Origin of the sequence: Mesorhizobium sp. M0145, assembly GCF_040322355.1 — a bacterium.
GTDB lineage: Bacteria > Pseudomonadota > Alphaproteobacteria > Rhizobiales > Rhizobiaceae > Mesorhizobium.
In genome coordinates this window covers 34795-58209 of record NZ_JAMYTK010000025.1, presented here as the reverse complement: position 1 = coordinate 58209, position 23415 = coordinate 34795, and the positions used below count along the sequence as shown (strand labels likewise).

At 58.0% G+C, this 23415-nt stretch carries 15 protein-coding genes; 8 read left to right on the top strand and 7 right to left on the bottom strand.

Annotated features, from left to right (window positions below):
- Position 1: 1 nt before the first annotated feature.
- Together NKJ28_RS26965 and NKJ28_RS26960 are read right to left on the bottom strand one after the other, a co-directional pair.
- Positions 2-1531, bottom strand: a complete 1530-nt coding sequence (locus NKJ28_RS26965) for a T6SS phospholipase effector Tle1-like catalytic domain-containing protein (protein WP_352637629.1) — start codon at positions 1529-1531, stop codon at positions 2-4.
- A 254-nt stretch (positions 1532-1785) separates the two neighbouring features.
- Positions 1786-2799, bottom strand: coding sequence for a toll/interleukin-1 receptor domain-containing protein (locus tag NKJ28_RS26960; RefSeq protein ID WP_352637628.1), 1014 nt, complete (start codon positions 2797-2799; stop codon positions 1786-1788).
- A 257-nt stretch (positions 2800-3056) separates the two neighbouring features.
- Here NKJ28_RS26960 and NKJ28_RS26955 point away from each other — a divergent pair, with 257 nt between their 5' ends.
- The gene (locus tag NKJ28_RS26955) at positions 3057-4049 is read left to right on the top strand and encodes an AlbA family DNA-binding domain-containing protein (protein ID WP_352579454.1); all 993 of its coding nucleotides are present in this window, start codon (positions 3057-3059) and stop codon (positions 4047-4049) included.
- A gap of 25 nt (positions 4050-4074) precedes the next feature.
- Here the strand turns inward: NKJ28_RS26955 and NKJ28_RS26950 are convergent, their stop codons facing one another.
- The 5 genes from NKJ28_RS26950 to NKJ28_RS26930 all read right to left on the bottom strand — a co-directional run bounded on the left by NKJ28_RS26950 (position 4075) and on the right by NKJ28_RS26930 (position 9681).
- The gene (locus NKJ28_RS26950) at positions 4075-4926 is read right to left on the bottom strand and encodes a hypothetical protein (RefSeq protein ID WP_352637627.1); all 852 of its coding nucleotides are present in this window, start codon (positions 4924-4926) and stop codon (positions 4075-4077) included.
- 272 nt (positions 4927-5198) lie between these two features.
- Positions 5199-6290 carry an SAVED domain-containing protein gene (locus tag NKJ28_RS26945; RefSeq protein WP_352579452.1) on the bottom strand — a complete coding sequence of 364 codons (1092 nt, stop codon included), beginning with the start codon at positions 6288-6290 and terminating at the stop codon, positions 5199-5201.
- Positions 6291-6302: 12 nt separating this feature from the next.
- Positions 6303-6740: a Mov34/MPN/PAD-1 family protein gene (locus tag NKJ28_RS26940; RefSeq protein ID WP_352579451.1), complete on the bottom strand. Its 438-nt coding sequence runs from the start codon at positions 6738-6740 to the stop codon at positions 6303-6305.
- 20 nt (positions 6741-6760) lie between these two features.
- Positions 6761-8470, bottom strand: a complete 1710-nt coding sequence (locus NKJ28_RS26935; protein WP_352637626.1) for a ThiF family adenylyltransferase — start codon at positions 8468-8470, stop codon at positions 6761-6763.
- Positions 8467-9681 (bottom strand): nucleotidyltransferase domain-containing protein, encoded by a 1215-nt coding sequence (locus NKJ28_RS26930; RefSeq protein WP_352579449.1) that lies wholly within the window; start codon positions 9679-9681, stop codon positions 8467-8469. Before NKJ28_RS26930 ends, NKJ28_RS26935 begins: the two co-directional genes overlap by 4 nt.
- Positions 9682-9938: 257 nt before the next feature.
- Between NKJ28_RS26930 and NKJ28_RS26925 the strand changes: the two genes are divergently transcribed.
- The 7 genes from NKJ28_RS26925 (at position 9939) to NKJ28_RS26895 (ending at position 23092) form a co-directional block, all read left to right on the top strand.
- Complete coding sequence (locus tag NKJ28_RS26925) at positions 9939-10844, top strand: BrxR family helix-turn-helix transcriptional regulator (protein ID WP_352637624.1); 906 nt, start codon at positions 9939-9941, stop codon at positions 10842-10844.
- Between the two features lie 110 nt (positions 10845-10954).
- The gene (locus NKJ28_RS26920; protein ID WP_352637623.1) at positions 10955-16744 is read left to right on the top strand and encodes an ATP-binding protein; all 5790 of its coding nucleotides are present in this window, start codon (positions 10955-10957) and stop codon (positions 16742-16744) included.
- Between the two features lie 80 nt (positions 16745-16824).
- Positions 16825-17823 carry a hypothetical protein gene (locus NKJ28_RS26915; protein ID WP_352579446.1) on the top strand — a complete coding sequence of 333 codons (999 nt, stop codon included), beginning with the start codon at positions 16825-16827 and terminating at the stop codon, positions 17821-17823.
- Between the two features lie 236 nt (positions 17824-18059).
- Complete coding sequence (locus tag NKJ28_RS26910; protein WP_352637622.1) at positions 18060-18308, top strand: hypothetical protein; 249 nt, start codon at positions 18060-18062, stop codon at positions 18306-18308.
- The gene (locus NKJ28_RS26905; protein WP_352579445.1) at positions 18308-18535 is read left to right on the top strand and encodes a hypothetical protein; all 228 of its coding nucleotides are present in this window, start codon (positions 18308-18310) and stop codon (positions 18533-18535) included. Before NKJ28_RS26910 ends, NKJ28_RS26905 begins: the two co-directional genes overlap by 1 nt.
- A gap of 148 nt (positions 18536-18683) precedes the next feature.
- Entirely contained in the window at positions 18684-21752 is a 3069-nt protein-coding gene (locus tag NKJ28_RS26900; protein WP_352579444.1) for an N-6 DNA methylase, read from the top strand.
- 767 nt (positions 21753-22519) lie between these two features.
- Positions 22520-23092 carry a hypothetical protein gene (locus tag NKJ28_RS26895; protein WP_352637621.1) on the top strand — a complete coding sequence of 191 codons (573 nt, stop codon included), beginning with the start codon at positions 22520-22522 and terminating at the stop codon, positions 23090-23092.
- The last annotated feature ends 323 nt before the right edge of the window (positions 23093-23415 follow it).

Below are 23415 nucleotides of genomic sequence, written 5' to 3'. Positions count from 1 at the left end.
GTTAGATAGGCGTGGCTTCTTCGAGGTAAAAATGGGCAAACTTCTTGTGGTTGCGTAGAGCCTGAGGTCGGTAAGGTCCGAACCCGGCGCACTGCGGGACGTCGGCGAACTCAAAGCGGGCGTCGACAGTAGGATGGACTACAGCTTCCGGATTGATGTCCCGGAGTTTGACCTTGTAGCCCAGTTTGGCGCTCAACAATGACAGCCAGGTAGGGGTCCGGCTCGCAATCATATCTTGCATACCCGCCACCTCACAATGCTGGAGACCGTCGGCGGAAGGAAAGAGGTGCAGCGCCGCACCGGTTTCCATAGATCGTTCGAATCTCTCGCCTTTGACCACGACGGGGCCGACAACAAGTCCATCCGGGATGGCGGTCGCTTCTTCGATCATCCAAAGCAGCGCTATGTCGGACAAACGCGATTCAGCCTCGGGATAGCTTCCGCCAATGTCCGAGTGATTCCCGGCAAACCACAACTGTTGCAGGACCTCATGACCATCAATCGTAGTGGGCGCAGCTACGGTCGGTCCCCAGCCGACTCTCGCGAAATCCTCGCGCGTTTCGTCAATGGCATTTGCCGATCGCGCGAAGTTGACGAACCGGCTGAGAAGGCGGTCGAAGTTGTCCCCCTTCCACTCGGCGATATGGCTGTGAACGTCACCCGGGTTGGGGAAGTCCCGGATGGTTTTGCGCACGGACCCGCGCTGCCTTTGATGGAGCACTGCCATGCCTAGAGCCGCCCCGGCGACTACAATCGACCCGAAGGTTCCCCAGAACGAAACCCAGAAGCTGGCGATTGCCGCAACGATCAATGCAGGCACGAACGCCGCCACCGCACCGAGACCGAACACACCGGCATATAGCCCGATCTGGATTATGGAGCGCCGCAATCCCTTTGCGCCCAATGCCGCCACGGTGTCGAACACGCCGATGAAATGAGGCGCAGTATTTGAGCGGTTTACTTCTCCGGTCTCGTGATGCGAGCCATAGTTCTCACGAAATCGGCGCGCGAGTTCGAGCCGTTCATCCTCAAAGTCTTTCCGAAGATGTCCAGCGCCATGCTCAAGCACGGTGCGCACGGCTTCCTCTGCGATATCACGCGTCGCCTTTCTGAACCGCGGCAAAGGGGCATCTCCCACGCGGCTGGGTACGCCGCAAAGCATAAGAAGGTTCGCAACCGCTCTGACGGTGTAGGCGCCTCTGCTGAACCCAAACAGGAAGATGCGATCTCCCGCTTGATAGTGATTGATGATGAACTCATAGCAATCGGCAATGTTGGTGGTGATGCCGGTGCCTGAAACGGACGCCAGCAGCTTTTGGACCCGCCGAACGATGTCGGTCATGCCGGTCGCGGTGGTTTCCGTGCCCAGTCCTGGATCGTAGAATGAAACCTGGGCTGCTGAGTTGACGGGGCTTTCCGGACCGACACGAGATGCCCGATAAAGCTTGTAAACATTGCTCATTCGCTGCTCCGCGCGGACTCCGCCATCTTGGCCGGTCCCGTCGGAGAACACCACAATGTTCTTGCTCATCTCAAAAAATACCTTCCAGAAGAGAACGTATCTACCCGCAGGTGTAGACTCGGATAGCCAACCATCCATACGAGGCTTCCGAAAGCCTGCGCATCGCCCGCTGACAACACCGCCACTAGGTCAGGTCAATGATCTAAAAGCGATCTCGCCCCTCAATTTACTGACCGGAGAGCATCTTCTGCCTTGGCCAGCCGTTCGCCGTGAAGAACCACGCGAAGCAGAAATATTTGCCTGCCTGCAAGTGAAGAGGAGAATCAACTCGTGGAAGGCGCTCGAAACACACCGATAGTGGGATCAGGATCGTAGATCGGCTCCACCGAAATATCGAACTTCCCGGCCATGGTCATCTGAATCGGGGCGAACGGCGTGCTCACCGTTGTGCTCGATTCGAACGTTCCTTCGAAAGCAGTTTTGTTCAAAATACCGAAGGCGTTGAACTCCAGATGCGTCGTAATCGCAAATGGGATTGCGACCTCCTTGCCCGTCGCCATATCCCAAAAAGCGCTATTTGCAGGGTACTTATGTTCGGTCATGAAGCCGAACGTATTGGGACTGCCAGGATCGTTAGAGACGAACCCATCATTTGAGATCGCAAAAAAGGTATCAAGCCCGAACTTCTCATTCGACTGCTGCAAATGCGCGTTCGGGGCCTGGGTCTTTATGTATGCGAGCATGTGATTTTCTTTGGTTCGGGCGATCCAGCCACCCGTCACGCTCAACATCAAGCCAACCATCATCGGTGCCGGCGGCACCGTGCTTTCAACAATAATGCGCCCGAAGCCGAGCTTGGCATTAGACGGGAGTCCGTTGCCGAGGGGCTCCCCCATTTCCAGCAGAGGGTTGGCTACTCCAAGCGCGCGAAGGAATTTCCCGAGACCTATCTTCCATCCGTCTTTTGCGAAGTCGATGATTTGCAGGTCTCTAAGTGTCTCACCAGCTCCGATGCTGCGATCCGGAATTTCGCAGTCGTCCAGTTTGACCGGGATGAACCAGGTTCTGTTTGCGGGCCGCAATCGCAATTGGTCGATTGCCAAGACGAGCTCTTCATTTGCATACGTGACTTCGCGGTTCTGCCAATTTTTGCTGAACATCGCGACGTAATAGCTGCCGCCCTCAATTGCACGACGAATGGAGTCCTTCCAGCGAGAGCCGGGGGCAATGTCATTCTTATCGCGCCAATAGGGCACCGCGTTCTTTTCGAGAATGTTAGCAATGTAGTTGACAAGCGCTTCATCATTGCGAACGTAAGAAATAAACGAGTGTGTCATCGGAATGGATCCTAAACTTCGACACCTTCGCACAAAAATACGTCATCCGATATTGGTGAAAGTCTTTTCACACAGCCTACGCAAAGCTCATCATCTCATATATTATCGCGTGGTAGCGCTGTGGAAGGGCATTGAAGCGTCGAGTTGGACCGAACGTGGGTCTGTTATTTTTCAATCAAAGACCTCCCCGGAGGCATGCTCGACAGCTAAGGCGAGTCGATGAGATCGTCCTAAGGCGTCAGGATAGGGATGATGTTTTGGTTAAACGCGAGAGTTGGTCCGAACAGGACATTCTGGATTTGCCACCAGAAGAGTCAGACGATTTTGACCGCAAGGGCGGGCGTCTGTTTGATGAAGTGGAAGACAAGGTGCTGACGACCATAGCCAAGGCGCTGTCAGCGTTCGCTAACTCGGGAGGCGGATCCCTTGTGCTCGGCGTGAAGGACGACGGCACCATCGACGGCATTCCAGGGATGAAAGGTAGGGCAACAATTCGGGACTGGTTGGAGCAGAAGGTTCCGCACCTGTTAGATTACCCCTTGGCTGATTTCAGGGTCCACACAGTCCTTCGTAGTGAACAGTCGCAAATCCCAATCGGCAGAGAGATCATTGTAATCGACGTTGGCGATAGCGCCGCTGCGCCGCATCAAAGCGCGTGCGACCAACTGTACTATCATCGCCAAGGTGGCCGGTCGGTCCCCGCCAAGCACTTCTATCTGGATCTGCTGCGGCAAAGGCTGACACATCCGGTTTTGACGTTGGGAATGCATGGCATCCAAACCCATACCGCGCAGGAGCTCAATGGCGGGATTTACTTCATTGTGAATTTGACGTTCGTTGTGAGGAACGTGGGGAGAATAGCAGCTCATGAATGGGCGATCTCGTTGCGAAACGTGGAGCACCCCACCGATGGCTTCTTCGACCGCCATCGTCTCATGTTCGAGTATGAACACGAGTTCCAGATTCCGTATTCTTCAGGTGGTATCGAACTCAGGCAACCAATCTTGCCGGGGCGGGGTTTGAGGCAGACACGACCGCTAGGGTTCCCGGTGTTTTTCCCGGTGGGCGGACCTATTTCCAACATCACTGAGGCCATCGAAGAAAGATTCAAAGGCACTATGTTTCAGTTTCAGTTGGCGACGGAATTTTCTGCCGGTGAGATTTCACCTTTGGGTTTGGGGCAACTCATGCCTGCGCAGGAGATGGCACTTATGGCGTGCAAAAAGGCTCCGCACTACTTCTCATTGTGATCGACACACCCTGAAACGCGCTAGACTAGGTTCCGGGATCAGCCACCGGATGTTCTGCTTCAATTCCCTGAGCAATCGAAAACTCATTGAGCTTTGCAATGACATGGTCTGTGGCCATGTGAACGGCAAAGCAGATTTCCGATAATTCATGACGGGTCAGGCGAATATTAGTTCCGACCGCAAAGCTTCTTTCCTTCCATGTCAGACGCATGACGATCATCGCGGCCTCGGGGCCGGTAGCAACGCGTCCGGCTTCAATGGCCTCGTGATCTATCGGTTGTTCCGTGCCATCGGGGTGCCTCATGAAGACGCCCAAAAAAGACCAACGGATCAGAAGTCGATTGTTTTCGGGGTTTACATCCTTCCGTGAGACGAGGCCCATTCGGTGGGAAAGGCAATTGCGAGCTTTTCGAAAGCTCTCAAACATCTCCCAATACCGCTGATCGAGACCGATAAGCTCCCGCAAACGGCTGTATTGAGCACTGATGCTAAGCATCTCAACTTCGGCGGCGAGCGCGCGCAAATCCGTTGGAATGTAGCTGTGCGTCGCCATCATGTGCTGGATCGGAAAGCAGTGCTTCAGAAAGATGGCGAACGCATCTACCAGATCGCGAAGTGCGTTGCCGATGATCCAAGCTTCGAAGCTCTCGTTGAATTGCCTTCGCGTCTCGTCGGAAATTTCACTGGGAACAAAATGATAGCTCATGCGGTCATCGAGCTGGTGGGGCAAAGAAGGAATATGATTTGCGGCATTGGAGCCTAACGCCAGAAAGACCGAAGCTCTCCGAACCCCTAGGTCGGCAGGTCGACGCAAGCGAGCAAAATCAATTCGCACATGCGGTCGCTCGCCAGGTCCGTCAGTAGCTTGGTCCGACATGCTTACTCCGGTAGAGAGTTCAGGTCAGAAGGAATACTCAGTCGCCACGGGGGGATCGTCTGACTCTTAGTACGCGCTGAATGCTGACGGCAATGACTCGTTGAATCACCATCTCGATCTCGTGTCGCTTCAAATTCCGGGGCAAACCCAAGCCGAGAGCGCTCGTCCAAGTCCTCCACTGCTGGCACCACCGTAACGCGCTCTGCATCTCGCGGGCCATGAGCTCCGCCGGACTTTCATGCTGGTCAACCCGTGTGACATTGCGTCCCAGTTCAAGCTAGATGCACGACGCGGGCGGCGGGTGCTCCGGCCACCGGCATCTCAATTCCCCACGGATATCGTGGTTCCTGCGCGCGTTCGTACTGATAGACGATGAGTTTTGGCAGGTTTCTTTTGTCGTAACGCCGCGCGAGATTGAACACGACACTGTTTTGGGCGGCGAGGACGAGATGGATCCGATCGACTCCCATCGCGTCGAGCTGCTTCAAAATGCCGAGAAACTGATCAGCAAGCGCCAATTGCCTAGCTTGAGACCAGTGCGACGACTGCGAATCCCGCAGCGTCATGCGGACTACAGGGTGCGTGAATGTGGTAGCCAAATCCTCCGACTTCACCGTGTATGAAGCCGAGATGGCGAGCACCACCTCGCGGGCGCTTCCGGCTTCCTCGATCCCTGTGATTTGGAAGCGCAAGCCATCGTCCGACCCATCGAGCAAGCGCCACTGACTCGCGGTCCGATCCCAGTCCATGACTACGACATCGCCCTCGTCATCCAGGAGCACTCCAGTCAAAAAGGTGAGCGGCACGGCAGTCAGTCCGCCATAGACGGTCGTCAAATCGCTTCTATCATTTCCCTTCTGAGCCTGGTGGAGCCACGTCTTCATCGTGCCGACTGGCTGGAGAAGGTCCTCGGGCTCAACAATGAGTCCGTCCTTCCGTTGCCGCACGTCCAAAAGGTAGTCCATCCGAGTGCCAACGATGCTGTCAGGAACGGCCGCCTTCAATGGCGAACCGTCGTCATCCCGCAATCCTCGGCCCTCGATAACAAAGACCTTCTTTCGCGAGAGGCGCTCTTGCTCGTCCGAGTACCGCCTCCACGCCCAGACGGCCGAACCGATCATCAGCAGAGCGCAAACCATCGTGACGCCCCAGAGGATGCCATCCGGGATAGTCCCGGCGGTACCAATCTCCACGGTGCCAGGTGTGCCCCAGATAGGGCCGGAATAACTAAAGGCCCAATTTGCGCCATGAATCGCAATCAGCACGGCGACGGCGCCGCGGAAAATCCAACTCTCCGCGTTACGAGCCCGAAAGAACCAACCTGCTGCAGATCGGATCACAAAGTCGACTGTATCCCAGCGCATGAGCGGCTCCCTTCAGTTGGTCGTCAGTTCGACAGGCTCCGGCACCTGACCGCGCCGATGAAGGCTTGCGGAGGAAACGAAGCGACGGAAAAATCCAATTTTCACGATCAGGAGCACGGCGAACTCGATATCCCTTTCTGCGTCGACCAAATCCTGCATCGAATGAAGATCGGTGACGCTCGGATGCGTCGAAAAACTCGGATGTGAGTGCCATTCGCCGAGATAATTGAACGTCTGATAGTTGTGACCTGTCCGATCGAAGAACTTCTCCAACGCCTGCCGGTGATGGTCGGCGTCGCGAACGAAGTGAGCCCGTTCTCCCGAAATCTCGTCCAGAGAAAAGTCAACGACCGCAAAATGGCCGCGCGCGATTTCCTGCCCCATGAGGATGCCGCCGATCTCGCGCGATCCGGCTCGTCGAAGAGCCTGCCTCACACGATCGCGCACCACACGGGGGACTCCCACCCGGATCACGCTGCGACTTCCGGGAAGAGAGAGGCGAGTAGGTCCTTCAGGTCCTCCTTGGATGCCGCTTCTTGGGCTTCGCCCCACTCTCCTTCCAGCCGAAGATCGATCGGCCAGGTATCGAAGGGTGCCCGGAAGATCCATTCCGCCGCCAGTCCGATCGCATAGGCTGATGACGGAAAGATGCTTTGCTCTCGCGTCAGGATATCCAACGCCAATCTGGACGCATGGCCGGCGATGACACTGACATCGGCGTCATCTGCTATGAGCAAGGAGCCATGCTCCCGCTGCGCTCCATAATCCGCTTGAGCCGCGGCCGCCCATGGCACGCCATGGTCATCACACCAGGCGCGGATCTGGTCCCGGGCGATTGTCGGGATCGGGTCGAGCTTTGGCCTCACCCTCGCGACGATACCTCCGATCCCACCGGCAAAGACCTCGCACCAAATCATCGGTTTGCGGTGCCGGCGCGCGACCGCCGCCACTAGATTGAACGCGCGCGGATCGGCGGTCGCATCGATCAGAAGGTCGGCCTGCACCAGGTCCTCCATGACAGACTCGGTAGTTCCGGCACTCTCCTGCTGACCGAGCGCCACGCGGCGCATCGAAATCTCGGCATTGGCGACAATGTCCTTGAGGCGAGCCGTCAAGGAGTCAACCTTATGTTGGCCAATCGCCCGTGCGTCGAGGTCATTCCTGACGAGATTTGCCGAGAAGAAGATATCGTCATCGACGAGCGTGAATTTACGGACGCCGGATCTGGCAAGTGTGGTGGCGATCTTCGATCCGACGGAACCGCACCCGACAATCGCGACCCGCTTCTGTACAAGACCGGCGTGGCCCGCCGGCAGACGGCCAGATGCGTCGGGTGCAATGATCATCTTGTAGCCGAAAACAGTCTGCTTGCCCTCGTGCGGATAGAGGTTCAGCGCGATCCACCGGTCTGCGTCCCCGAGCAGCACGAAACCGTCAAAGGGATTGCCCGGAAGCTGCTCGGCAAGTTCGGGAAACTCGGCAGGCAGCAGCTCGGCGAAACGTCCCGGATTTGCCCGGAAGCTGTCGATCTCCCGCGTTGTTCGAAAGGCGAACCCCTTTGCGATTGTGGAGCGCGAAGGCTCTGGACCGCTGTGCGACCATATCGAGCCTCCGTCTCCTACACTGACGAGAGACGCAACCCACGTCGGTTTTTCGAGCCGGTCCCAGGCGGTGATGGGTACAGGGGCATCGACTGGAAGTCCTACGAGAACTTCGATAGCGTCTCGGTCAAGCACGAACCTCATCTGCTCGCTGCGGGCGTCGCGACCAAGCGAGGCCTGATGAGCCGACCGCACAACGCCATCTTCGTCTCCCTCCGGGCTCTCGCCCGACAGGAGACGATATGCGCTCTCGGCCATCATCGCGCCGGTGATCGCCGGATCCCAATTGTCCGGCCGGAATTCGAGGCAGAGCTCTCCACCAGCCCCGTACTGGTGCCACGAAAGCCGCTTGCCGTCCCGTGACAGCACCATCGGCGGCGTATCCGGGAAGGTCGACGGATACGCCATGAAGAGGCTGAACGTCTCACCATTGTGCTGGATGTCGAAATCCACGATCAGCTGAAGATCGTCGCCGACCCTCCAGCCGACACCCGACAACCATCCGGCGCGCTCCAGCAACTGTGCAAGCGCGACCTGCTCGGCCCTCGCACGGGAAGCGTTCGTCAGCCACCAACTCATGCAAATCCCTTCGGCGTCGTTGGCACCCGAGGCGCGTTTCCGAAGGTCGGGATAGCCGCCGCAGGGGCAACGGACGCCGTACGCAGGAGCCCTCCACCATTTCCGCGGATCCTTGCCACTGCCCGATCGGTTAACGCCGTGCCCATCCGGGCAGAGACCGCTTCGTTCATGCCCTGCAACATCGTAGCGCGGGCGGCGCGTCCAAAATCCTGCCGAGCCTGTTCGAGCCAACGGAAGAACGCCTGCGCCTTGCGCGGGTCCTTCTCCCATTTGTCAGCGAAGTTCTCGAACGCGTCGGTGGGGTTCGGAATGACATACTTGGTGCCATCGCGACGGATGTACCGGTCCATGCCCTCCAGGATCGAAAAGAGGGCGCCGGCGATCGTGTCCTGTTCCCCGTATGCGTGGCCTGCCAGCGTGGTGATGATGACGGAGATGGGCTTCAGATCGGGTTCGCCGGCAAACATGTTGTCGCGGTGCCTCTTCAAGAGCATCACCGCGGCCTGCAAGGGCGTCCGCACGCGATAGTCCGGCAGTTTCTCGACGCTAGCCGTAACGCCCTGCCTCCTCAACGACTCCACGAGGATCTGTTTGCGCCGGGCGAGGACCGAACCCATTCGTGACCTAATCCATTCCCCATACCCCTTTGGATTGGAGCGCGGCCAGTCGGCCGTCCGCACCCGGTAGGTCGAGACATCGCGATCCGTGATGGCGATCGCAGTATCCGCCCACCGCGCATCGAATTGCGCGCGTTCCAGAAGAAGCCGCTGTTCTGAGCCATTCGGCAACGAGGGAACGATGTCCATGTGGAATTGGGCGCCATCTGCATAGGAGAGGATCCAGCAACGCCGGCCTTCACTCACAGGCTTCGTCATCCCTTTGGCGTCGTGGTAGGCCTTAATTTCATGGCCCAGGAGCTGCTTCAGATCGAACTGCGTGAGATCGTTCTTGGTGATCTGCTTCAGCTCACAGACAGAGTCGACATCGTACTCCTCGGCGTCGTTGACCGGTCGGATCGCCGTTCCAAGACGAAACGATCCTTGTACATAAACCGCCGGATCGAAATTCCGCACCGTGCTCTCGGGCCGGTGAAACCAATCGCCCAGGGACGTGTAGCTCGTCTCGGCCTGTTCATACCGGGATACTGGAATGGCGAGCTCCTCCACGAGTGCCTGAAGGAATTTCTCAACCTGATCGTCTGTGCCTGCCATTTCCGAACTCCTCTATTGCCCGACAGCGTTTTAGCTTCGCCCGGTCGGCCGTGGGAATAACAAGTATACGGATCGTGTAAATATGTCCATAGCCTTTTTACACGTATCGGCGATCAAGGCTTGGGAGCATGTGGGGGAGCCCCATGCATGGCTCCAGCCCGCTTTTCAATTTGACCATCAGCGCTGATGAGAATATGAAGTATACACATCGTCTTTCAATTTCAATATAGTTTCTATACGCGCATTGTGAGGTAATGATGGAGAACGAACGACCCGGGGTGCGTTGGGGCGTCGAACAAAGGCTGGAATTCATAGAGTTCCGGCTGTTCTGGGAAGGCGGGGTGAACCGCGCAGATATCATTAACATGTTCGGCGTTTCGGTGCCGCAGGCATCGAAAGACCTGACGCTGTATCAGGAGCGAGCACCAGGAAATGTGGAGTACGACAAGAGCGCCAAGCGCTATATCCCCGCCCGAAATTTCGACCCGAGATTCTTGACCCCTGGCCCCGAAGCGTACCTGTCTCGCCTGCGCTCCCTTGCGGAAGGACTATCAAAGGCAGCCGAATCCTGGCTTCGGTATCATCCCGAATCCGACATCGCTCTGACCCCGCACCGTGATGTCGATACGGCCGTGTTGCGGGCAGTCCTCGATGCAATGCGCGAGCAGAAATCCGTGGAAGTCCTGTACCAGTCCATGAACAGCATTCGTCCTGACCCCATGTGGCGGCGCATGTCGCCCCATGCTTTCGGCTATGACGGATTTCGCTGGCACGCGCGGGCTTACTGCCACCTCGACGCCAAGTACAAAGACTTCATACTGCCGCGCATTCTCGAAGCACGTTCCCCCGGCCCGAGCGGCGCGGGTGGAGAGAATGATCTGGGATGGCACGAGCGTATCCGGGTCGAAATTACACCGCATCCGGCGCTCGCCGAAAATCAGAAGAAGGTCGTGGCAAAGGATTACGGCATGACGGATAATAAAGCTGTGCTGTCGGTTCGCTGTTCGATGCTGTTCTATGTCCTTAAGAGGCTCGGATTGCTCGGGGATGCCGAGAAGGAACCTGCGCGGGCGCAGCACATAGTTTTGCTGAACAAAGAGGCCGTGCGAGCCGCGCTGAAACGTGCCGAGTCTGCCGATGCGAGCGTGGCAGAGCAGGCATAGGCTTGGCGTGTCCGGCTCACTATCCCCTGATACGAGAGAAGTCCCGATCAATGCTATTGCGTTCTCGCTGAAACGCCTGCCATGGTGCTATCAGTGTGGGGGATTGCGTGGTGTCCGAACTGTCCGAATCAATGCTCGTGGTGAAACCACGGGCTCTGCTTGAACCGGAAAACATCAAATCTCTTCTGGGTTGGGTGCCGGGACACCAGCGAAAGTTTACGGAAATCGCCGCTTCGACTCAAGCAAGCGGCTGGCAGAACAATTTTCCCAAGGAGCGAGCGTTCGAATCGCTGACCCTGTTGTTAGCGATGCCGGACGGCCTCGTCGTCGCGGAGGATATCTGCTCGAGGGCTGGCATCCGTGGCGTTGAGGAGGCGATTTTCAGGCTCGCTAATGTCGCAATTCGGCGCTGCCAAGCAGATGCGATCGCTCCTGAGGAGCAATGGCCCGCGATACTGGCAGATGCCGGATATTCTAGGGAAGCCGATTGGCTGTTGTGGTACAGCCAGCAGAAACTCGGTGCCGGTGCCGGACAGTTTGTGCGCCCGCTAGTTGAAACCCATCAAAACTTGCGCGATCTCCTCACACCCAAGGGACCTGTTGAGTCGTCACCGACCACACCTTTGAGTGTGGTCGGTGATGAGTGGCAAAACACGCTGCAATCTTTGGAAACGGCCCTCACTACCGCAATTCCCTATGATGAAAACCTGCCGTCTCTCCTTCGAAAGGCGGCCCAGGACCTTGAACTGATCGCCGCGAAAGAGCAGGAAAGGGCCTCGGCGTTGACCGCGCAGCTGCTCAACGAATTGGAGACGTTGAAGACGCAACGCTCCGGCAACAGTCGTCTTGATGCCGATGCCACTACCGCATTGGATACAGCGGTGGCTCATATGCCGTCCTTAGGTATAGGTGGTCAGGCCGCTGCTGAAAGCGTATTGGCGGCTGCGCGCGCCTATGGTCAGGCTGCCAAAGCTTGGAGCACCGCTCACGAAGCACTGCGGGAAACGGCTGACTACGAAAGCGCCGGGAAAGCTCATTCTGGGCTTCTGCAAGCTTTGCGAGACCTCCAATCGGAAGTCGTTGCACTAACGGACATGATCGGTCTCCTTCCAGAGACGGCATTCATCGCTGCGCCTCCACCTTTTTCAAAGGGTGAGCAAGAGCATGACAGTGAACAAGATGCGGTAGTTGCTAAGCAGGAAATCGACTCTGTTGAGCTTATCGTCGCGAACAACGACACTTTGAATCTCGTCGAGCAGGACGTTATGGGTGTCGAGATAACGACCGCCATCGATAGCGCAGAGGACTCCTTTATAGCGGAGGAGCCTGCGGCCCCTGACTTCCAAGCGAAGCCCGAACATGAACTCGTCCCGACTGTCCCCAACGGCGAGCGATTAAGCGAGGATGAGTTACTCGCGCCGGGTGGGGAGTGGGGGGCTGAGCAGAAGGCCGAACTGGCGGCAGGTGCTCTCCGTGCAGTTGCAACGAGCCTATCGACCAAGCGTTTTGGCCTAGCGTTACATTCCGCCAAGGTGGCGCAGGCGGGAGGAATTGCGTTCCCCTTCGGATTCTCTGCCTCACTTCTGGATGCGTTGGTTTGCGGGTTAGCAATCGGCACGCCCCGGTCGGAGCGCGCGATTGAGAGTTTTGGTCGGCAGCGCGACACTGTCGTCCGGGAACTGACCGAAGGAGCCGACCGGCACGTACAGTTGATAGCATTCGCGGCAGCGCTTCGCCCAGCACTGTTCGCGATCGAGGCCGGCGCCGAAGCGGTGTTGAAGCAAACGCCATCTTTGCCGACATTAGGCGAAGGGTTGTTCGAGCTAGTACGTTTCGCGAATGAAACTGTGAGGACCGGCGAGATAGTGCCGAGTGAGCTTTCGGAGCTTCGTGATCGCCTGGCGACTAAACGCGAGCTCGAATCGCTGAGGCAGGAACTTGATCGATTCTTCGACGATGCGCGTAGGAAGACGATTAAGTTCCACCGGGCGACCGTCATCTGGACGTCGTTGTTGCGTGTCGGCACTGTGCATGATGCGCTCAGCGCCGTCATCAAAGGCTCCCCCAATGCCGCCGGTCGCGTTGCCGCGGCACTCGGCGAGGAACTTTCGGATATTGACAAGCTGATCGCGGACTCCGATCGGGAGGCAATGAAGGGCCGGAAGGCGCAGCCGCTAACCGCTGGTCCAAGGGCAACCCTGCGCGATTGGATCGAGGACATCGCGGACCGGCTGCGGGCTTGGCAGCGCCTTAACGAGATGCTGTCGAGGCCAGAGCCGAATCGCTTCGGTTTGCAGAACCGCGAGGAGCTGCGGACAGCCCTTCAGAAGGCCCAGAAGGATTTGGACGGAATTACTTCGGGCGAGTTAACTCGAGCCGCTAACGGAAACGGAGTGGCGCTTCAGCTTGCCGCTGGTGCCGCCCTCGAAGCCGTCATGTCAGTGCTGCAACTCTTCGAAGGCGAGGAACCGCCGCGCTTATCGCTCGAAATGCGCTACAACGACGAATTGTTGCTCCTGTCCCATGCGTGGCATCCGAATGATGCCGATCGGTGGACCGATGCCGAACGTGCTGCCTTTTTCTCGGAAGTTGAGATCAGTGCGGGGGCGCCATCTAATTTCATGGAGGCATTTGAAAGAGCGCTTGCCGGCGGCCACTTCCCGCAGGCCATACGGGCTCGGGATCATTTATTATTGGACCGTCCCGCAGACCGTGATGCGCTTGACGCACAACTCAACGGCGAGCGTGACCGAAAGGAGGAGGCCGCCCGCAGGGACCTGGCCAAGGTACGCAAGCGTCTTAATGATCTCCTTGGAGCCGACGACCGCCAGATCCTCAGCCGTGACCTAGAGCCAGATCTTGACAAACTAGCGGCCGTTCTTCGTTCGACCGACGTGCCGACCGATCTGGCCGACTGGAACGCTGAGCTCCGCGTCATCGATGCGAAGCTCGACGCCGCGTTCAAAAGCTTACTTGGCCCGCTTCACGAGCGCCTTAATCAACTGGTGGCGAACGGCCGCGAGGTGGGCGATTTACGCAAGATGGAGGAACTGAAGGATCTTACGACTCTCGCCGAGCATATCGATGCTTACGAAAAAGGCGCTAACCCTCCTGATCCGCCTGCCAACCTGCTCGAGGCGTTCAGTCGACAATTTCTGAATCGCCAAGACCGCAGGGTGGCCGACTTATCCGCCTTGCAACGCGCGGTGGACCAGCGTCAGGCAATCGAGTCGGTAGACTTCAGCACCTTCGACGAAGGACAGCTCAATTCTGCGTCAGGTCTTCTCAAAGCGTGGCGCGAACTTCGCGGGAACGACGGAAAAGAGTCCGGACCGCAGCTCGAGCGCCTATTCTCTGTTCTACTCACTTCCAATGTCAGCGTCTCCCAAGTAAAGCCATCCACGTTCCCGGGCCATTATACCCTAAAAACCCCCACCTTTGCCGACCGGGAGGAGTGCGTCGCTCCCGCCTTCGGTAGCGCCGCTCAAGGCCGCTACGACATCGTTTTAGTAGAAAGTCGGAATGTTGGGTCAGGGGTAGAACCAGCTCAGCTGAAGAGCCGCGTGAATGCGCCAACGTTTTTCGTGATTCGGGGCCCGATGCCGGCCGCCGCGTTGCGAAACTTCATGGTTCAAGTGCGCGGCAAGGGTGCGAATCCGGCCTGTGCATTGATTGACGAAGCGCTGGTGCTGTTCCTCGCGACGCGGGCGACTCGCCGACGTTCAGATCTATTCAACCTGTCCATGGCAATGGGCGTGGTGCAACCCTACTCGGACACTGCGCAGCAAACCTCGCCGGAAATGTTTTTCGGCCGCTCTGACGAGTTAAGGGAGCTTTGGGATCCCAATGGCTCTTGCCTAGTCTACGGCGGGCGTCAGCTCGGCAAAACTGCGCTGCTCCGGCAGATCGAGCTCCGCCACAACAGCGCGAACCAGATCGTGATCTACGGCGACCAGATGGTGCAAGGATTCGGCAGCGACCAGCCCACAAGCTTCTGGCGCTGGATTGGCAAGGAGGCCAGGGCACGCGGCGTCTCAATACCCCAACGAGCAGATTCCGAGGGCATTAAGGCCGCAATTCGCAATTGGCTGGCTAGCGATAGTACGAGCCGACTGCTCTTCCTAATCGACGAGGCAGATGCCTTCCTGCGCAGCGAAATCCGCAATGGGTTCACCGTGTTGCTCGAAGTACGTGAGCTTATGCGCGTCACCGATCGCCGCTGCAAGTTCGTGTTTGCCGGCCTGCACGACGTACAGCGGCTCGCGCGCGCTCCCAATTCTCCCCTACTGCACTTCGGCAACCCAATCCGTGTCGGCCCCTTAATGGGCAAGGATTTGTTCGAGGCGCGCAGCATGGTCGAACAGCCGATGGCCGCCGCCGGCTACGCCTTCGGAAATACCGCCGAGGCGGGCCGAGCATTGATCGGCCGCGCTCTGTCCGAGGTCGGATACTATCCATCGCTGATGCAGACCTTTGGGATGGTGCTTGTCAACCGGCTTAATGGCAGGGCTTCCACACGCATCGAAAGCCCGGCTGTGCTGCCCATCCGTATCGGCGAGACCGAGCTTAATGAAGCGCTGGACGATAATTCCTTTCGCGACAGTGTTCGCACTAAGTTCGACAACACACTTAACTTGGACCAGCGCTACCGGTTGATCGCCTATCTCGTCTTGCTCGGCACGCAGGAGTCGGCCGATCGCAAGGATGTACGACCAGGTATGTCGATCGCGGAGATTCAGGCAGACGCGATGTTCTGGTGGCCTCAAGGCTTCGCGGAGGACGCCTCGAACAGCGCATTCGAGGGACTGCTCAAAGAAATGGAGGGGCTCGGCGTCCTGGTCGGGCTGTCGGATGGCCGCTATGCTATTCGCTCGGCAAGGATCGCAGCGATGCTCGGGCCGCTGCAAGAGGTGGGAGACAAGGTCCAGGAGCTCGCCGATCAGCCCTACGAGGTGGTACACGACACGGGCAGTTCCCGCCGGCTGGTGGACGGCGGCCCCTCGCCACTCACTTTTCGCCAAGAGAGTGTGTTGTTTGAGACGCTTGGGGCCCCACCGATCACCATCGCACTCAGTTCGGCTGCGCTGGGGCTAATGCTACTACCGAAAGCCGTGGCGGAGATCGCCAAGGCAGACGATCGCCTGCTAACTATTAACCTGCCAGCGTCGAGCGTTCGCGAGTTGGAGCGCGCGATATCTGTAGTTTCCGCCCGGATGAAGCAGAACCAGCGGGGGCTGCTCATCGCGCATGGCCCGTGGCTCGGCCGCGAGGCGGTTGATGCAGTATCCGAACACAAGGAAGTGCGTCGTGCCCAACGCAATTCCGCCCAGGGTGTCCGGGTTATCCTGCTACCGCGCATAGTTGACTGGCAAGAACTCGATGGCGAGGATTTTGGGGACCGCCTGTGGGAGGCGTCTGTACTAACCTTGGCGACTCTGCACGAAGGCGGCCTGCGCCAGTGGCTCAGTATACGCTGCCCAGCTTCCGTCCCAGTCCAGGGCGCGATTGAGCGGCTACGCACCGCAAGTGGTGGCTTTCCGGCGCTTCTTACCAGGATCCCCGGCAGGACCGCTGAGGAATTTATAGCTAACGCTGAGACGGCTGCGGAAGTGCTCCTTGAAGATTCTGAGGCAATCCTTACCGAAGTCGGTCTGCTCGATTCTCGGTTGCGATCGACCGCCCAGTTCGTGCTCGATCAGGCGGATGGCAGCTTCTCCGCTGCTGACCGCGACACAATCGTCTCGCTGATGGAAGACGCGAATATTCGCTCACCTGCGAGCGCGCTCGACGTGCTGGAGAGGCTTGGCATTCTGGACCGGACGACCGAAATAAACGCGTTCGCCGGCTGGCAGCTTAACCCGCTGGTCGCGCGACTTCTCAGTGGACGACTCGCTGCTTGAACCGCCATCCGGAATTCTGGCGGTTGCCGGGCGGGCGGCGGTTTATCCAAGCGCTTCGCGTAGCGGGAAACCGGCAATCCGTGGCCGTGCATGAGCCGTTCGATCCGTCAGCGCTGGCCCACGCGATTGAACAGGCGATCCGAGATGAAGGCCTGGATCAGGTCTGCCCGTTGAATGTTAGCGAGGACCGTGGAACTTTAGCCCAGCGTCTGCGCGAGAGCTTTGGCGCGAATGCGTCTACCCCCGAAGGTTTCGCACTCGATATCAATTATGCGGTGATACTAGCTTGGGGTGCCGAGGAGGACTCGGCGTTCCGAGCAGACCTGCAGCGCTTTGCCCGTGCTGCGGCTGGTCGACGTGTGGCATCATCCCCGGCGGTTTTATTTCTGTCTCGTCGAATAGATCCTGCGTGCGATGCTCCAATCTGGCAAATGCGTACCACCCAAGGCGTACTCGGCCCTCTCGATGGAGCGACCTTCGCTGCGCAAGGCAGTTCCAAAGCCGACACCCTCTCCGCCCGACTGGCCATCGCAGTAGCGGTCGAAGTCGGCGCTTGGGATCTTGACGTCATCGAGCGCATCCAGTCAGCGCGGATCGCCTCTGCCATTCGACCCGACCTTGATGTCAAGCAGTGGGCCGACGAGCGGCTCGATAGGTGGAGTAAAACCAACAGGCCGGATTGGCCGTCAGGAAGCTACGACTTGTGGGGCGGCGAGAATTGTGTCCACCCACTATTCCTGGCGGCCAATCAGCCTCACTTGCTGAAGAAGCGGGTGTGGCGTGGCCAAGTAGCTGTACTCTTCCCTTGGCTGGAGGAGCGACGGCAGGACGTGATCCGCTGCTACCGTTCGCGGCTGCGAGCTGATCCGAATTCATACTATGAGGACGTTGAGACGCTGGATTGGGGACCGATTTGCCGCCAACTTGGTGGTCAACCCCTTAGTGTACGCGATTATCTGCACGGCGCACGGAGGCTGCGCAATAATTTGGCCCATGGGGTCCCCGCTGAGTGGAGCGAAGTGGAGGCTTGCCTTAGGGCCGAACATCAGTGGCGCGCGACTGCCGGGAGACTAGCCTAATCGGGGCGGAGCGCACGACACACGTGATCCACAGTCAGTCTGCCTGCATGTTTCCGGCACGCCGCGGACAGCATTTCAGTAAAAGCGGGACAGTGTTGGAGCAATTCCGCTAATTCCCGGACAGTTTTCGGGAGCGGATATGACGGTCGGTTCCAAATGCTGGCTTGACGAGTTTTGCACGACGAATCCTGATTGAGCGAGCTGAGCGACGCTGATGTGCGATTTGCTGAGGGTGTTTGGAAACCGGTTATTGCCAGCGGGTGGCCGAAGTTTGCGTCGGGTCCTCCACGATTTACAACGGTTGCATGGAAATGGAGCAGAAAGTGCACGACAACTCAAAATCCTGCTGGTCAGGCATCCCGCCCAGAATGCGGAACTACTGCCATGAAGTCGGCAAAGTTGGCGGCGGGTCCGACTCGATTTTGAAGGGCTGCATCGACATGGAATCCGATGCCACCAGTAGTACGCTGGAGTTCAAATACTGATGAAGCGCCTGTTGATGACGATCAGCACTATGATCATGATAGGGATGACGACGATGATCACCATCGCCGCCAAAGAGCTGACCATCGTAAGCTGCAATTTTGAGAAGGTGCCGCCGATGATCTTGATATTCCGTGGCGGCATGGGAGCGGACGACAACACGCTGCAGGTCGGCCAGACGAAGCCTGTTCCCATGAGTGTCGGATCGAGCTTGATGTCAGCGGCCTAAGGCTCAGGAGCTCAGTTCTCTCTGCGGTTGCCTGCCAGCGTAAGCGTCAGCGCGCCCGGTCAGGACACCCAAACCTTCTACGGCGAGTGCATCAGTTCACTGCAGCAGTGAACGAAAAAGACTTTCGGTTGCACAAGAGGCGCGAACGGTGAATGGTGCGATCGATTTGGGGGATACTGTATTGCTGGAATTATTTACGCGGATAGCGCGGCGGAACGATAAGCGGACGGAATCGGAAATCCAGGCGGATGTGCGTCAGTTTATTCTGTCGGCACCCTTCGACCTTGAGGAATCCGACGTTACGATCGTCTCGTTGGAGTCGCAGCTGGGCGACCGTCGCCGGATCGACGTCGAAGTAGGCTCAACCGTAATCGAGGTGAAGCGAGATCTCCGCAAAGGCAAGATCAAGTCTGAAGCCGTCGAACAGCTTGCCGGATATGTCGAGCTCCGCATGGCGCAGACGGGCCTCCGTTATGTCGGCGTTCTCACCGACGGCACCGAGTGGATTTGCTACGATCTCGTGGACGGGAAATTGCGCGAAGTTTCATCGATCACGGTCGATGCCAACGCCGCCGACATTGAACGGTTTATCGTATGGCTTGAAGGTGTGCTCGCAACGGCGAGCGATATCGCTCCAACCGCTTTGAACATCGAGACAAGGCTAGGTGCCGGAAGTAGCTCCTACGCCCTGGACCGCGCAAGCCTCTCGTCTCTCTACCTACGCAACCGGGAAAATCCCTCCGTTAAGATGAAGCGGACATTGTGGTCGCGGCTCCTCACTTCGGCACTCGGTACTCAGTTCGAGGATACCGACGCTCTCTTCGTCGAGCACACACTTCTCGTAAACACCGCGGAAATCATCGCGCACGCGGTTCTCGGCCTTGCAATTGAGTCCTTGAACCCTGCGGCACTGCTGACGGGCGAGAAGTTTGACGAAAGCGGCATCCACGGAGTGGTGGAACCCGATTTCTTCGATTGGGTCGTGGAAATTGAGGGCGGTGAAGTCTTTGTCAGGACACTTGCCAAGCGGTTGGCGCGTTTTGATTGGAGCTCGGTCGAGCAGGACGTCCTCAAGGTCCTATATGAAAGCGTCATAGGCACGGAAACGCGCCGACGCCTGGGGGAGTACTATACGCCCGACTGGCTGGCCGATGTCATCGTGCAGGAAACCGTCACCGATCCGATGGGTTCGCGAGTTCTCGATGCTGCCTGCGGTTCGGGCACCTTCCTGTTTCATGCTATCAGGCGATACATCGCCGCCGCGGAAAGCCAGGGCTTGGGTGTCGGGCAAATCCTCGACGGCGTGACGCGCAGTGTCATCGGAATGGATTTACATCCCGTTGCCGTCACCCTGGCCCGCGTCACATATTTATTGGCGATCGGGCGGCAAAGGCTCATCGATCCCGATCGCAAGACGATCCGCATTCCGGTTTATCTCGGCGATAGCCTACAATGGCAGGAGCAAAACATCGATCTTTGGGCAGCAGGCAATCTTGTCATCCGGGCCGACGACAAGCGGGATTTGTTCGGAAACGAACTGTCATTCCCGGATGCCCTGCTGGATGATGCGGCCAGATTTGACGAGCTGGTCAACGAGATGGCTAACCGGGCATCCCACCGAAAGCCCGGAACACCGATTCCGACTTTGAGAGCGGTCCTGCAGAGACTTGCGATCCAAGAAAAGTACCATTCGACCATAGAGGGCACGTTCAAGACGATGTGCCGTCTGCATGACGAAGGTCGCGACCACATCTGGGGCTACTACATCAGGAATCTGGCAAGGCCGCTGTGGCTGTCGCGACCGGGTAATCGTGTGGACGTTCTTGTCGGCAATCCTCCGTGGCTGGCTTATCGGAAGATGACGATCGAAATGCAGGCAACGTTCAAGGTGATGAGCGAAACCCGCGACCTATGGGCGGGCGGCGAGCTGTCGACGCATCAGGACTTGTCGGGCTTGTTCGCCGTCAGGGCTTGCGAACTCTATTTGAAGACTGGTGGCAAGTTTGGCTTGGTGCTGCCGAATGCGGCAATCGACCGCGAGCACTATGCTGGCTTCAGAAGCGGCCATTACGGCGGCAAGTCCGGTGATGTCGCAATCGCGTTTTCCGCTTCGTGGGATCTCCGTCGAATTCGGCCTCATTTTTTCCCGCGTGCGGCCTGTGTCGTCTTTGGAAACAGAGAGGAGCACGCCAGCAATCCTCTCGTGGGCGCAACCTGGTCAGGGCGCAAGATGCCCGAGGAAGCCGAACTCTGGACAGGGCGATTGAAGGCGGCAAACATGTCGTGGCCGGAGGCAAAGGCAAGCCTCACAAGAACCGACGGGAAGTTGCGGCATGTCGGCCAACTGACGAAATCGCCTTATGCTCCAGCCTTTACTCAGGGGGCGAACGTTCTGCCCCGCATGGCTTTCATGGTCGAGAGACAGGAAGCCTCTACGCTGGGAATTCCTGCGGGCAAGATCGCGGTCAGATCGTCGCGAAGCGTGCAGGAGAAGAAGCCTTGGAAGGATTTGCCCGACATTTCGGGTGTGGTGGAAACCGAATTCGTGCGCCCCTACTACACGGGCGACAACGTATATCCGTTTCGAACTGGGGAACCGATGTTCGCGGTTATTCCTTGCGGCGCGAGGGCGGCATTCGACCGGGGCCAAATTGACCTGCATCAGGGGCTCCAGCAATGGTGGTCGAGGGCAGAAGAAATCTGGCGGAGCAACCGCTCGAGCGAACGCCTCTCCTTGATCGAGCAGCTCGATTACCAATCCAAGCTTTCCAAGCAGCTTCCAACCCCTCCGCTTCGGGTCGTCTACAACCGTTCGGGGATGCATGTTGTCGCCGCGAAAATCTCAAACCAACGGGCAATCTTCGGGAACGGCCTTTATTGGGCTTCTGTTCATTCCGACAACGAGGCCGACTATCTTTGCGCAGTGCTGAACGCACCCGTTACCACCGAGCTTGTGCGGCCGTTCATGACATATGGAAAGGACGAACGCGACATAGCCAAGCATGTGTGGGAGGTGCCGATTCCTCGCTTCGATGTCGAAAATCCGATCCATCGGCGGCTGACCGAATTGGGTAAGGCGGCCGAAAGCATCGTGACGGGCTTCACAATCAATCGGGATCTCCACTTCGCCGCAAGCCGAAGGCATATTCGGGAACTCCTGGATTCCACCGACGAAGGGCGCGAGATCAACGAAATCGTGTTCGAGATGCTGTCGTAATCAAAGGCAATCCGCATGACCAACGCACTGGAAGATGCTCTCGCCGATTTGCGGGGCGAAGTCGAAGGTGGTGGCGAGCTGGCGGCCGCGACACAGGAAATCGCGGGGGACACGGACTCAATCCGATTCTCTTGGAACGAAAATTCACGGAGCGCTTCGGATCGGCTGCCGCAGTGCTCGAAAGCTGGAACGTGCCAGAGCATCACCTCACCCCGAGATCGACTACGAAAAGGTGAAAACGGTGATCGAACACCATTGCAAGAGATTCCGCGTGAAGCCCGACAAATTCTTTCCGCTCAAAGGAAAAACCATAGTTCACGATCACATCGCGGCTCGTGGGTGACCACATGGTTCATGTCGACGTGGATTTTTACGAATGCGCCGTTGTCGAGAGGGGTCGGCAACAACGTGCGTGAGGGCCTGGTTTCTCGCCTCCGAGCGCGATTTACTCACAGTATCTGCCCTGTTTCGCTGCCGAATCGTTCCAGCCTTCGGTCATGGCTGCTATCCTGACCGGATCCTTGAACGCATCACCCGAGAGAGCGGCAGCCTCGAGATCGCGACACGGTTTGTGGGGGCACCGCGTTAAAAACGTCGCGACCTGGCGACATAGCCGGCGACCGTGGCGTTGAGACACTCCTAAGGGGCCCCAACGCGGGCCAATCCAGCAGCTGAGCGACCGGCGCTTTTAATACCTCGGAGACCGAGCTGGGAGGCTAGTTTGACCGCAGAGCACTCGGCCGTCTCCTTCTACGAGGGCAAGGCGCATGGGCCCACTCGACGGCAAGCCCTGTGAGTTCAGGGATGCCTCGTTGCGGCTCGATGAGCATCTTGACCTCCAGCTGAGATGGACAGGGCCTCTCAGGCCGGGGATTGCCAGCATTGATCAGGATCTTAAGGTCACGTTCGAAGGTGTTACGACAGCCGAGTTCCTGATGGTTTCCCATAAGTATCATTTTGTCGGGCACGAAGAATTTTCAGCGACGTCACGGTTCTCGCCACTGGATCTTGCGGGAAATCCAAGGGATTGGCCGAGGCCGTCATTCTGTGCGGTCCGGCAATCCATCCGAAGAAAGGTAGGGGTCGTGCTGGAGTTCGGCAACTTGGCAGTTACCGTGCGGCCATTCAATCACTTCCAGTCGGTGAGCGGCGGGGGTGCCAGCCTGCCGCTCATCCGCACCATTTCACATCGGGCGGCGCTTCGGTCATCGGATGGGACGCCACTGAAGGCCGACAAGGTCTATGAATTCCTCGGTCGGGTATGCTCCTTCCTGGGTTTCGTGAAAGGCACGCGCGTCGGATACGGTGAGGTCCGCAACGCCGATCGGAACGGCTTCTGATGTCTCGGATTTACGCGGGGAGTGTGAGCCTAGCCGGGCAAATCAGGGCCTGTGCGCGCCTGCTCAAGATCGAGGGGGATCCAGCTGATCAATCCGACCTCCTTCGCAAGCGCCTGAAAGCGAAGAAGGGGCAACCGGCGCACGACGGGATTTTATTGCTGACCGATTTCGCAATGGGGTCACCCATCCGACGCCCTTCACCTACGACAAGGACATATTCCACGCATGGGACGCCTCGCAGTGGCTTCTTGACAGCTTTTGGCTTTGTTCGGCTACCGCGGAAAATACAAGATCGTCGGCTCCAAATGCGTTCATTCGCCGGA